The following is an 11,906-nucleotide window of genomic DNA, read 5'->3' as shown; positions in this document are numbered from 1 at the left end:
GACGGGGGTGGTGAAGGTGCCGGCCAGGTTCTGCAGCTGGTAGATCCACAGGGTCCAGATCCCGGTGACCATCAGCACCCCGACGAGCACCAGCAGTACCCCGCCGATGATGTTGAAGGCGCGGATGTGGCGGCGGACGAAGCCCAGCGTTCGGGTGACCCAGTCCAGGCCCATCGCCACCAGCACGAAGGGGATGCCCAGGCCCAGACAGTAGAGGAAGCCCAGCAGGGCCCCGCGCCAGGGGTCCCCGGTGGTGGTGCTCAACGCCAGCACGGCGCTGAGGGTCGGGCCCATACACGGGGTCCAGCCCAGGCCGAAGACCACCCCGAGCAGCGGGGCCCCGGCGATCCCGGTCCTGGGCTGGAAGGACATCCGCCGGGTGTTCTGCAGGAACGGCAGCCAGCCGATGAGCACCAGGCCCATCAGGATCACGAACACCCCCAAGGCCCGGATCAGCGCGTCCTGCCACTGCAACAGCCACCCGCCGATCACCCCGAAGGCGGCCCCGTAGAGGGTGAACACCGCGGCGAAGCCCATAATGAACAGTCCCACCCCGGTCATCACCCGGCGCCGGTTGTCCGCCCGGCGCGGGTCGGCCAGCCCGGAGACATACCCCAGGTATCCGGGCACCAGCGGCAAGATGCACGGGGAGAGGAAGGACACCAGCCCGGCGACCACGGCCAGCGGCATCGCCACCAGCAGTGCCCCGGACTGGACCATCTCGGCGAAGAACCCACCCAGGCTCATGGCCGTCCTCCTCGGCCCCGGCAGCGGCGATGCGGGAAGGTGGGGCAGCAACGGGCAGTCACGGAGGGTCCTCACTGATTCAATCGATCGGGGTCGCCCGGCCCGGGCGAAACCCCGCAAGAGACTACAGTGCAGGCTGTATAGTTCACCACATGCTGACGATTGCGACACGGTTGGACGTGATGAACCGGCTGGGCCGGGCGATGGCCGACCCCACCCGATCCCGGATCCTGCTGTCCCTGCTGGAGGGCCCCGGGTATCCGGCCGAGCTGGCCCAGGCCCTGGGGCTGAGCCGGTCGAACGTGTCGAACCACCTGGCCTGCCTGCGGGACTGCGGGATCGTGGCCGTCGAGCACCAGGGCCGCCGCACCCGGTACGCGATCGTCGATGCGCACCTGGCCCGGGCGCTGAGCAGTCTGCTCGAGGTGACCCTCGCGGTGGATGCCTCCGCGCCCTGCCTGGACCCGGGCTGCCCGGTACCCCGGTGCTGCGACACGGCGGAGGTGGCCTCGTGAGCGCCGCCTGCGGCTGCGAGGCCCCGACCCCCACTCCCGGTGCACCCGAGGAGCACGAGGAGCACCGGCCGTGGTGGCGCGATGCAGCCATCCTGCTCCCGGCGCTCTCCGGGCTGGCGTTCCTCACCGGGCTGGTCCTGGAATGGTCCGGGGCCGGTCTCGTGGCCACGGTGGTGTTCTGGGTCGGGCTGGTGCTGGGCGCCTGGACCTTCGTGCCCGGGGCGCTGCGCGGATTGTTCACCCGGGGCCGGCTCGGGATCGGACTGCTGATGACGATCAGCGCCATCGGCGCGGTGATCCTGGGCTACATCGAGGAGGCCGCCGCCCTGGCGTTCCTGTACTCCATCGCCGAGGCCCTGGAAGACAAGGCCATGGACCGGGCCCGGGCGGGCCTGCGCGCCCTGCTGAAACTGGTGCCCGAGACCGCGACCATCCGGGCCGGCGGGGCCACGGTGGAGGTCGAGGCCAAGGACCTGCGACCCGGGCAGGTGCTCGTGGTCCGGCCCGGGGAACGGGTCGCCACCGACGGGATCGTGCGTACCGGGCGCAGTTCCCTGGACACCTCGGCGATCACCGGCGAGTCCATCCCGGTCGAGGTCGGCCCGGGAGACACCGTCTCGGCCGGGTCGATCAATACCGCCGGGGCCCTGGAGATTGACGCCACCGCCGCCGGCACCGACAACTCCCTGACCACCATCGTGCACCTGGTCGAACAGGCCCAGGCCGAGAAGGGGGACCGGGCCCGGCTGGCCGACCGGATCGCGAAGCCCCTGGTGCCCGGGGTGCTCATCCTGGCCGTGCTCGTCGCGGCCCTCGGGTCCCTGCTCGGGGACCCGGAACTGTGGATCACCCGCGCCCTGGTGGTGTTGGTGGCCGCCTCGCCCTGCGCGCTGGCCATCGCGGTGCCGGTCACCGTGGTCTCGGCGATCGGCGCGGCCAGCCGGTTCGGGGTGGTCATCAAATCCGGGGCCGCCTTCGAGCGCCTCGGCGGGATCCGCCACCTGGCGGTGGACAAGACCGGGACCCTGACCCGCAACCAGCCCACCGTCACCGCCGTGCTCGCCGCCCCCGGCATCACCGAGGACCAAGTGCTGGGCTGGGCCGCGGCACTGGAACAGCACAGCACCCACCCGTTGGCCGCGGCCATCACCGCCGCCACCCCGGACACGCCCGCGGCCGAGGGCGTCACCGAGACCGCCGGGCACGGGATCACCGGCCGCCTGGACGGGGCTACCGTCACCGTCGGCAGCCCCCGCTGGCTGGCCCCCGGCCCCCTGGCGGCCCAGGTCCAGGGGCTGGAGGACCAGGGCATGACCGTGGTCATCATCCACCGCGACGGGGCGGTCGCCGGGGCCATCGGGGTCCGTGACGAACTGCGCCCTGAGGTCCCCACCGTCGTGACCACCCTGACCGGCCAGGGCATCGACCTGACCATGCTCACCGGGGACAACGCCCGCACCGCCCGGGCGATCGCCGACCAGGCCGGCATCGACGACGTGCGCGCCGAGTTGCGCCCCGAGGACAAGGCCACCGCCGTCCACCAGTTGACCGGCACCCGGCCCACCGCGATGATCGGTGACGGCATCAACGACTCTCCCGCCCTGGCCGCCGCCGAGGTCGGCATCGCCATGGGCGCCACCGGCTCGGACGCAGCCATCGAATCCGCCGATGTCGCCTTCACCGGCCACGACCTGCGCCTGATCCCCCAAGCTCTGGCCCACGCCCGCCGCGGCCGGGCCATCATCAATCAGAACATCATTCTCTCGCTGCTGATCATCGCCGTGCTGCTGCCGCTGGCCATCACCGGCGTCCTCGGCCTGGCCGCCGTGGTCCTGGTCCACGAGGTCGCCGAGGTCATCGTCATCGGCAACGGCCTGCGCGCCGCCACCACCCGACGCACCGCCCTGGAACCCCTCACCGACCGGCAAGCCCAACCCGCCACCACGGGATGAGCTCCTACCGTGCCTGCGGGACAGAGACGCCCAGGCCCGGTGAGACCCGACCTGTCCGGTCCATCCGGTACCTGCCAGCGATTTCACAGGTCGCGCCGGGGTCAGCAGATCCACTGAGGCGCCGGGAAACGGGCGCATCGCGAAAGGACACGAATGAACCACCGGCGCAGGTACCCCCTGGTGCTCTTGACCATTGCGATCGGGGCCGGCGTAGTGGTCCTGGACCAGGTGACCAAGTGGTGGGCGGAGAACAGCCTGTCCACGGGCGAGCGAGTCCCGCTCCTGGGTGAGCTGCTCGGGCTCCAGCTGGCCTACAACCCCGGGGCGGCCTTCTCGTTCGGGGCCAACTCGACCTGGATCTTCACCATCATCTCGGCGGTGGCGGTCGCCGCGGCGATCTGGTTCACCCTCCGGGTCCGTACCGTGTCCTGGGCGATCGTGATCGGGTGTCTCGGCGGCGCGGTGACTTCCCACCTGGGTGACCGGCTCCTGCGCCCACCGTCATTCGGGCAAGGCCACGTGGTGGACTTCCTCGCCTACGGGAACTGGTTCATCGGCAACATCGCGGACATCTTCATTGTCGGCGGGGCGCTGGCCGCGGTCCTCCTGACCGCCACGGTGCCCGACCGGGGCACCGTCGACGTCGCGCGATAACCACTACTAGGACTCCCCTCCGCGGCCCGCTGCAGTCGGTCCCCCCTAGGGAGTCAACCTGCCGGCGCCGTACGAGACCACACGGTGATCTTGGCGGGGTGGGGCGGTGCGACAGGTGGGTGGCACGCCTCGACGCCGGTCGGCGATGGAGCAGAAGCCCCGGCCCTGGGAACGACAGACCATATCCGCGTCCCGACCCCGGTGCTCCTGACCCCTGTGGTCAAGGGGCCGATCGTGCACAGGCCGACGGCCGAGGGAGGGACTGACGCACGTACAGGTGACATACGATCTGTGGTGTTCCCACACCACAGGGAAGGATGTGCACCATGCCCGCCCCCTACCCCAAAGAGTTCCGCGATGATGTCGTCCGGGTCGCGCAGAACCGTGAGCCCGGCACCCATCTGAAAGACATCGCGAAGGACTTCGGCATCTCCGAGTCCTGCCTGACGAACTGGATTCGCCAGGCCGATATCGAAGCAGGCAACATCCCAGGCACCACCAAGGCCGAGGCCGAAGAACTCCGCGCAGCCCGCCGCAGGATCCGGCTCCTCGAGCAGGAGAACGAAGTCCTACGCCGCGCCGCGGCCTACCTCTCCCAGGCGAACCTGCCGAAAAAATGATGTACCCGCTCGTGTCCGAGCTCGCCGCCGACCAGATCCCGGTCGCGGTGTCCTTGCGGGTCCTCAAGCTCGCCCGCCAGCCCTACTACCGCTGGCGGGACCAGCCCGTCGCCGTTTCTGAGGTGGAGCAGGCCTACCGGGCCAACGCCCTGCACGCCGCTCACCTGAACGATCCGGAGTTCGGGTACCGGCTGCTGCGGGACGAGGCCGAGGCGGCCGGGGAGCGAATGGCCGCCCGTACTGCCTGGCGGCTCTGCCGCCAGAACGGGTGGCACTGCGGGTTCGGGGCCAAGCGTGGCAAGTACGGGACCCGCCCAGGCCCACCCGTGCACGACGACCACGTCCGCCGGGACTTCTCTGCCGAAGCTCCGAACCGGCTGTGGCTGACCGACATCACCGAGCACCCCACCAGTGAGGGCAAGCTCTACCTCTGCGCGATCAAGGATCTCTACGCCGGCAGGATCGTGGGGTACTCCATGGCCGGGCGTATGCAGGCCTCGTTGGCCGTGAACGCCCTCGAGCAGGCCGTGGCACGCCGCGGCGGCACCGATGCGGTGGCCGGGTGCATCGTGCACTCGGACCGCGGCTCGCAGTTCCGCTCGGCCCTATTCCAGGACGCCCTCACCACCCACGGGCTGATCGGGTCCATGGGTCAGGTCGGTGCTGCCGGGGACAACGCGGCTATGGAGTCCTTCTTCGCGTTGCTGCAGAAGAACGTGCTGGACCGACGCGACTGGGACACCCGGGACGAGCTGCGGGCCGGGATCATCACCTGGATCGAGCGGACCTACCACCGCCGCCGCCGGCAGGTGCGCCTGGGCCGATTGACGCCGGTCGAGTACGAGTTGATCATGGACCACACGCCCGCAGACGCGGCGTGAAGACGGCTGTCACCTACACGTGCACCAGTCCCCTATGACCCTTAGTCGATCGATGTTCAAAGGTCAAGACCTAAGTGACTCGTGGTCGTATGAAACATACTTGCGCGTTTGTGAAATCTTCGCTGCATCTCGACACATGGATCGAGCGTAGCGCCCGTGATCCCGTGCGCTGGTCAGGCGAGGGGCAGGAGGAGCCGATGTCAACCCTTCAGGGCCTGACCGGCGTATGAATCAAATTCGCGCGTTTCTGAAATCTTCGTTGCATCTCGACAACCGCTGCCTCGGTGTCGCCCCGGGAACGCACCCCGGCCGCCCACACCTCCGCCCCTGCAGTAGACTCCTGAACACTGTTCAACTCGTCGGGCACTCGCCATGCGCCCCGCGCCTCGGCTGAGCGCCCCCTCGCACTCGCTTCCGCACCAGGAGTCCCTCCATGAGCACTTCCGTGCCCTCGTCCCACGACGGCCACGTCCGCCCCGCGGCCACCACGACGGCGGACCGCCCCACCGACGCCGGCCGCCCCCGTCGCGGTTCCGCCGGCGGCAGCCTCGCGCGCATCGCCGTCATGACCGCGTTGATGGCCGTCCTCGGTCTGGTGCCGCCGATCGCCGTCGCCGGTGTGCCCGCCCCGATCGTGCTGCAGAACATCGCCGTGATCCTGGCCGGTGTGATCCTCGGCCCGTGGCGCGGGGCCGCCTCGATGGCGCTGTTCGCCGGCCTCGTGGCGCTCGGCCTGCCGCTGCTCAGCGGCGGCCGCGGCGGCCTGGGCGTGTTCGCCGGCCCGACGGCCGGCTTCATCCTCGGCTGGATCCCGTCCGCGCTGATCGTCGGCCTGATCTTCTGGGCCCTCACCTCCCGGGCCCGGCCCGGCCTCGGCGCCGGACGGGTCGCGCTCGGGGCGGCCGTCGCCGGGCTGATCGGTGGCGTCGTGATGGTCTACTTCTTCGGCGTGCTCGGCTTCGTCGGGATCGCCGGGATGGAGTTCGGCGCCGCCGTCCTCTCCATGGCCCCGTTCGTGCCCGGTGACCTGCTCAAGCTCGTCGTGTCCGTCATCCTCGTCGTCGGCCTGTGGAAGGCCTACCCCCGCGCCTTCCGATGAGCCCGGACCGTTCCGTCACCCTCACGGGCGTCCGCGTCGAGGCCGATGGCCCCGAGGGCGTCGTCGTGCTCCTCGACGGCGTGGACCTCACCCTCACCGCCCCGCGTGTGGCGGTGATCGGGGAGAACGGCTCCGGCAAGTCCACGCTGGCCCGCGCGATCGCCGGGCTGGCCGACGTCGTCGCCGGGGAGGTGACCGTGCACGGGGTGGACGCCGTCCGGGACGTGAAGGCGCTGCGCCGCACCGTCGGCTTCGTGTTCGCGAACCCGGCCGCGCAGATGGTCATGCCCACCGTCCGGGAGGACGTGGAGCTGACCGTGAAGTCGCTCAGGGACGACGCCGGCCGCCGCCTGACCAAGGACGACGTCGCCGCGCGCGTGGCCGCGGCGCTCCAGGAGCACCGGCTCACCGCGCTCGCGGACCGGGCGTGCCTGTCCCTGTCTTCGGGGCAGGCGCAGCGGCTGGCGATGTGCTCGGTGATGACCACCGGGCCGTCCCTGGTGATCGCCGACGAGCCGACCTCCCTGCTGGACGGCCGGCACCGGCGGATCGTGGCCGACCGGCTGCTGGCCGCCGACCCCTCCGCCCCGGACGGGTTCCAGCTGCTGCTGGTGACCCACGACCTCGAGCTGGCCCGTGCATGCGACGAGGCCGTGTGGGTCCACGGCGGCCGTGTGGAGCGGACCGGCCCGGCCGAGGACGTGGTCGAGGCGTACGAGCACTTCCTGGATCACGCCGTGGCGGCGGAGCTGCGCTGATGCTCTCCCTGTACATCCACGGCGACTCGCCCCTGCACCACGCCCGCGCCGGCCTCAAGACGGGCCTGTTCGCGGTGTGGGTGTTGGCCCTGACCCTGCTGCCACTGTCCCTGTGGACCGCGGGCGCCGCCGTCGTGGGCGCCGTAACCGCGTATCTCGTGGGCTTCGGGCTGCGGCGCGGGGCGGCGATGATCGCCTCCGACCTGCGCGCTCTGTGGCTGTTCTACGTGGTCCTGTTCGCGGCGCAGTGGATCTTCACCGACGCGTTCGCCGCCGGACTCATGGTGGCGCGCGTGCTCGGGCTCGTGCTCACCGCGCAGGTGTTGACGCGCACCACCCGGATCGCGGACATGACCGGGGTGGCCGAGGCGGTGCTGCGGCCGGTCGAGCGGATCCCGTGGGCGGGGCCGCGCCTGGCGCGGGCGGGGTTCCGCGCCGACCGCGTGGGCCTGGCGATGGGCCTGGTGCTCTCCTCGATCGGGCACCTGCGCGCCCTGGCCGAGCAGATCCGGCATGCGCAGGCCGCCCGCGGGGTGCGGATGGCGCCGTGGGCCTGGGCGCTGCCGCTGCTGGTGCTCAGCTTCAAGCACGCGGACGACGTCGGGGACGCCCTGGCCGCCCGCGGCATCGACTAGAGCCGCCCGCCCCCGGACCGCGTGGGGCGGCGGGCCGGCTCAGAGGGGGTTGTCCAGGGGCAGACGGTCGCGGTCGTAGGTGATCTCGGTGAAGCCGTGGGGCACGGGCTTGCCGTCCTCGCCCAGGGACACGAACACGATCTTGTCGATGGTCAGGATCATCTCGCCGGTCACGATGTTCCGCACCTTCGCCCGCATGGTCAGGGACGTGCGCCCGAACTCGGTGGCGCGCAGGCCCATCTCGATCATGTCGCCCTGCTTCGCCGAGGCCAGGAAGTTGATCTCCGAGATCAGCTTCGTCACGCACCGCGGGTTGCCCAGCTGCAGGGTCGCGTAGATGGCCGCCTCCTCGTCGACCCAGCGCAGCAGCGAGCCGCCGAAGAGGGTGTTGTTCGCGTTGAGGTCCTCCGGCTTGACCCACTTGCGGGTGCGGAAGTTGACGTCGTCGTGGGCGGCGCGGTCGGCCGAACGGGTGAAGAGCGTGGAGTCCATGGCCCCACGGTAGAGCGACGCCGACGCCGGCACGAGGGAGGGCGCCCGATGCGGAGACGTGCTCGAGCAGGCCGTAGGGTCGCCGGAAGGGATCCGCAACGGAGCACACAGGAAGGACCCGGCCGATGACCATCCGCCCCCACTCCGACCCCGTCACACCCGACGCCACCTGGCGCGATGTGCCGGTGCTCGGCTTCACGGTCGCGGCCGGCATCGCCGTCCTGTTCTGCCTGGTCTGGCTGCTCCGGGACGGACTCACCACCGACTACACGTGGGGGCTGCTGCTGTCCCCGGTGCTCATGAGTGTGCCCGGGGCGGCGGTGATGGTCCTCTGGGAGCGGCTCCTCGCCCGCGTCCCGCGGCTGGCCGCCACGCTGGTGGCCGTCGCCGCCCTCCTGGCCCTCGGGCTGGTGCTCGCATGGTGGCTCGTCGAGGTGAACGCGCAGACGCACCTGTTCACCGGGAGCACGTTCTGGCTGCTCGCCGTCGCCCCGGTCTGCGCGGGCCTCGCCTGGCTCGCGCACCGGCTGCTCCCGCCGGCCCGCCGGCCCGTGGGGGAGCCCCCCGCCGCCCTCGACGACGACGCCTGGGCCCGCCGCCTCGCCGGCGTCCTGCGGCTGCGCAAGGACCTGCCCGACGCACGGGTGGCCGAGATCGTCCGTGACGCGCGGGCACGCGGGGCCGCGGCCGGGCGCCCGCTGGCCGAGGAGCTCGGCTCCCCGGAGTCGTACGCCGCGGGCTTCCAGAAGGACCGGGTCGCCGCGCCCCGCCGGCGGGCCTGGGCGGTCACCGCGCTCGTGCTGCTCATCCTGGCCACCCGTCTCCCGGGCGTGGTGGCCGGGGAGCGGCTCAGCGCGTGGGACGTCGCGTACCTGCTGGTCGCCGTCGTCGTGCTGGTGTGGACGTGGCTCGACTACCGGGCCGCCGTGCGTCGCGCCCGCCGCTGAGGGGTCTCAGGCCCCCGCGGCGGCCAGCACCCTCGCCACGTGGCGGCGGTGCACCTGGTGGATGACCTCGATCAGTCCGCACCCGAGCGCGGCGACCACCAGCGCGGCCACGAGCACGTCCGTGGGCGGGACCTCCATCCGGTGGTACCAGCGGGAGGCCGGCACCAGCACGACGGCGGCCAGCACCGCGTACATCGCCAGGATGAGGACCACCACGCGCGCGCTCAGCGGCCGGGACATCACGCTGAGCACCCACAGGCCCAGCAGGGTCAGGGTGATCATGAACGCGGCCTGCTGGCGGGCCAGGTCGACGTCGCCGGCGGTGAGGCGCACGTACGCATGCAAGGCCACCATGGACAGCAGGATCACCGCGCCGGAGGGGATCGCGAACCGCAGCGCCCGCCCCAGGAAGCCGGGCACGTAGCGGCGCGGGTTCGGCAGCAGCGCGAGGAAGAACGTGGGCGCGCCGATCATGATGAAGTCCACCGTGGAGGCCTGCCGCGGCAGCAGCGGGAACTGCCACGCGAACAGGGAGAACACCACGCCGAACAGCAGCGCGTACGTCGTCTTCGTCAGGTAGATGTGGGCGAGCCGCTCCATGTTCGCGATCACCTGGCGGCCCTCGCCGAGCACGCGCGGCAGGCGGTCGAAGCGCCCGTCCAGCAGCACCATCCGGGACACCGCCTTGGTGGCCGGGGCCGCGTTGCCCATGGCGATGCCCAGGTCCGCGGTCTTCAGGGCCAGGGCGTCGTTCACGCCGTCGCCGGTCATGGCCACCACGTGCCCGCGCGACTGCAGCGCCTGCACCATCGCCTTCTTCTGGTCCGGGCTGACGCGGCCGAACACGTCGTGCTCGGCCATCACGGCGGCGAGCTCCCCGGGCTCGTCCGGCAGGGTGCGCCCGTCATAGGCCTGGCCCGCCACCTCGAGGCCCACCTCGCGGGCCACGGCGGCCACGGTGCGTGGGCTGTCCCCGGAGATCACCACGGTCCGCACGCCCTGCGCGTGGAAGTAGTCGAGGGTCTCGGCGGCGTCCGGGCGCACGTTCTCGCGGAACGTCACGACGGCGACCGGGACGCCTCCGGCGGGCAGCGCATCCCCGATCAGGGGCGCGTCCGTGCGGGCCAGCAGCAGCACGCGGCGGCCGGCGTCCGCGTCGGCGTGGACCTGGGCGCGGACGGCCTCGGCGGCGTCGGGGCCCAGGAGCCGCTCGTCCACGAGGGCCTCGGGCGCGCCGAGCAGCCACGTGCCGGCCGCGGCCCCGGCCTCCGGGCCGAACGCGACCGCCGACCACCGGCGCGCGGAGGAGAACGCCACCTGGGCCGCGGGGTCCACGGCCGGGACGGCCGTGAAGGGCTCGCGCAGGGCCGCCGCGGTGGGGTTCACGTCCGGGTCCGCGCCGAACCAGGCGAGCACGGCCCGAGCCCCGTCGCCGACCTCGGCCGGGGCGCCGTCGTCGTGGGCGTCCGGGGACGCGTCCGCCGAGGCGGGCGCGGTGAGCCGGTCGAACCGGACGCCGCCCTCGGTGAGGGTGCCGGTCTTGTCCAGGCAGACGGTGTCCACGCGGGCCAGGACCTCCACGGCGGGCTGCTCCTGGATGAGGACCTCCTGCTGGGCCAGCTTGAGCGCGGACACGGCGAACGCGATGGTCGTCATGAGCGCCAGGCCCTGCGGGATCATGCTGGTCACCGCCGCCACGGACGCGATCAGCGCGGGCTCCAGGGCGGCCTCGCGCGGCTGGGAGAGGGCGAGGGACCAGCCGCCGACCGCCGTCATCTGGCCGTGCACGATCACCGCGATGATCGGCACCAGGGCGATCGTCAGCCAGCGGGCCACCTTCTCCAGGGCGCCGCGCAGCTCCGAGTGGATGGCGGAGTAGCGGCGGGCCTCGGCGCTGAGCCGGGCCGCGTGCGAGGCCGAGCCCACCGCCGTCGCGCGCACCAGGCCCGCGCCGGCCACGACGGCCGAGCCCGAGAGCACGGCGTCCCCGGGGGTCTTGGGCACGGGGTCGTTCTCCCCGGTGAGCAGCGCCTCGTCCATGTCCAGGCCGTCCGAGACGAGGACCTCGCCGTCCACGGGCACCTGGTCGCCGCGGCGCAGCACCACGACGTCGTCCCGCACGATCCGCGCCATCGGCAGGGGCACGCGCGCCCCGTCCCGGATGACGACGACGTCGTCCTGGTGCAGCAGCGCGATCCGGTCCAGCTTCCGCTTGGCCGAGTACTCCTGGACCACGCCGATCACCACGTTGGCCACGGCCGCCAGCGAGAACAGCAGGTCCAGCCAGCGGCCCATCAGGATCACGACGACGGCGCACAGCGCGATCGCCAGGTTGAACAGCGTGAACACGTGCACGCGCAGGATCTGCCCCAGCGAGCGGGACGTGTCCCGCGACTGGACGTTGACCAGGCCCGCGGCCTCCCGCTCGGCGACCTCGGCGGCGGTGAGCCCGGTGATCCCCGCCGCGCCGGTGAACCCCAGGCCCGTCCCGCTCTCGGGGGCGGACGGGTGCGCGGACGCAGGGGAGGGGGAGGCCATGGCACAGAATCTACCCAGCCGGCGTGGGGCCGGGCATCCGACGAGGGGATGAACCCGGGTGCGACCGC

Annotated in this window: 11 protein-coding genes; 8 read left to right on the top strand and 3 right to left on the bottom strand. The window is 72.1% G+C overall.

What is annotated here, in order from left to right; translation table 11 throughout:
- Positions 1–747, bottom strand: a 747-nt coding sequence (locus QL983_RS07355) for a cytochrome c biogenesis protein CcdA (RefSeq protein ID WP_036313837.1), incomplete at its 3' end; no start/stop codon positions are given.
- Between the two features lie 152 nt (positions 748–899).
- Here QL983_RS07355 and QL983_RS07350 point away from each other — a divergent pair.
- From QL983_RS07350 to QL983_RS07320, 7 genes are all read left to right on the top strand, one after another.
- Positions 900–1,262 carry a metalloregulator ArsR/SmtB family transcription factor gene (locus QL983_RS07350; protein ID WP_036313923.1) on the top strand — a complete coding sequence of 121 codons (363 nt, stop codon included), beginning with the start codon at positions 900–902 and terminating at the stop codon, positions 1,260–1,262.
- Positions 1,259–3,214 carry a cation-translocating P-type ATPase gene (locus tag QL983_RS07345; RefSeq protein ID WP_170721174.1) on the top strand — a complete coding sequence of 652 codons (1,956 nt, stop codon included), beginning with the start codon at positions 1,259–1,261 and terminating at the stop codon, positions 3,212–3,214. The genes QL983_RS07350 and QL983_RS07345 overlap by 4 nt, the downstream gene beginning before the upstream one ends.
- A 180-nt stretch (positions 3,215–3,394) precedes the next feature.
- Positions 3,395–3,868 (top strand): signal peptidase II, encoded by a 474-nt coding sequence (locus QL983_RS07340; protein WP_230297579.1) that lies wholly within the window; start codon positions 3,395–3,397, stop codon positions 3,866–3,868.
- Positions 3,869–4,194: 326 nt separating this feature from the next.
- Positions 4,195–5,369 (top strand): IS3 family transposase gene (locus tag QL983_RS07335; protein WP_102708792.1). Its coding sequence is split into 2 segments (ribosomal slippage): positions 4,195–4,479 and positions 4,482–5,369, totalling 1,173 coding nucleotides; the frame shifts between segments, so codons are not numbered across the junction.
- Between the two features lie 433 nt (positions 5,370–5,802).
- Positions 5,803–6,468 (top strand): biotin transporter BioY, encoded by a 666-nt coding sequence (locus QL983_RS07330; RefSeq protein ID WP_036313851.1) that lies wholly within the window; start codon positions 5,803–5,805, stop codon positions 6,466–6,468.
- A complete protein-coding gene (locus QL983_RS07325; protein WP_036313854.1) occupies positions 6,465–7,226 on the top strand; it encodes an ABC transporter ATP-binding protein in 762 nt (253 codons plus the stop codon). The genes QL983_RS07330 and QL983_RS07325 overlap by 4 nt, the downstream gene beginning before the upstream one ends.
- Positions 7,226–7,861 carry an energy-coupling factor transporter transmembrane component T gene (locus QL983_RS07320; protein WP_036336646.1) on the top strand — a complete coding sequence of 212 codons (636 nt, stop codon included), beginning with the start codon at positions 7,226–7,228 and terminating at the stop codon, positions 7,859–7,861. Before QL983_RS07325 ends, QL983_RS07320 begins: the two co-directional genes overlap by 1 nt.
- 39 nt (positions 7,862–7,900) lie before the next feature.
- Here the strand turns inward: QL983_RS07320 and QL983_RS07315 are convergent, their stop codons facing one another.
- Positions 7,901–8,353, bottom strand: a complete 453-nt coding sequence (locus QL983_RS07315) for a hotdog domain-containing protein (RefSeq protein WP_049147545.1) — start codon at positions 8,351–8,353, stop codon at positions 7,901–7,903.
- Between the two features lie 125 nt (positions 8,354–8,478).
- On the opposite strand from QL983_RS07315, the gene QL983_RS07310 reads away from it, so the two are divergent.
- Positions 8,479–9,300 carry a hypothetical protein gene (locus QL983_RS07310; RefSeq protein WP_036313859.1) on the top strand — a complete coding sequence of 274 codons (822 nt, stop codon included), beginning with the start codon at positions 8,479–8,481 and terminating at the stop codon, positions 9,298–9,300.
- Between the two features lie 6 nt (positions 9,301–9,306).
- Here the strand turns inward: QL983_RS07310 and QL983_RS07305 are convergent, their stop codons facing one another.
- Positions 9,307–11,838, bottom strand: coding sequence for an HAD-IC family P-type ATPase (locus QL983_RS07305; RefSeq protein WP_069941807.1), 2,532 nt, complete (start codon positions 11,836–11,838; stop codon positions 9,307–9,309).
- Between the last annotated feature and the right edge of the window lie 68 nt (positions 11,839–11,906).

It is taken from the genome of Micrococcus sp. APC 4021, from assembly GCF_030407635.1.
Classification (GTDB): Bacteria; Actinomycetota; Actinomycetes; order Actinomycetales; family Micrococcaceae; genus Micrococcus; species Micrococcus luteus.
Note: the sequence above shows the minus strand (reverse complement) of the source record. Positions and strands in the feature narration are given on the sequence as shown.

Coding starts and splice junctions, on each gene's coding strand:
- QL983_RS07350 (WP_036313923.1), top strand. CDS start 900: ATGCTGACGATTGCGACACGGTTGGACGTGATGAACCGGCTGGGCCGG.
- QL983_RS07330 (WP_036313851.1), top strand. CDS start 5,803: ATGAGCACTTCCGTGCCCTCGTCCCACGACGGCCACGTCCGCCCCGCG.
- QL983_RS07325 (WP_036313854.1), top strand. CDS start 6,465: ATGAGCCCGGACCGTTCCGTCACCCTCACGGGCGTCCGCGTCGAGGCC.
- QL983_RS07320 (WP_036336646.1), top strand. CDS start 7,226: ATGCTCTCCCTGTACATCCACGGCGACTCGCCCCTGCACCACGCCCGC.
- QL983_RS07315 (WP_049147545.1), bottom strand. CDS start 8,353: ATGGACTCCACGCTCTTCACCCGTTCGGCCGACCGCGCCGCCCACGAC.
- QL983_RS07310 (WP_036313859.1), top strand. CDS start 8,479: ATGACCATCCGCCCCCACTCCGACCCCGTCACACCCGACGCCACCTGG.
- QL983_RS07305 (WP_069941807.1), bottom strand. CDS start 11,838: ATGGCCTCCCCCTCCCCTGCGTCCGCGCACCCGTCCGCCCCCGAGAGC.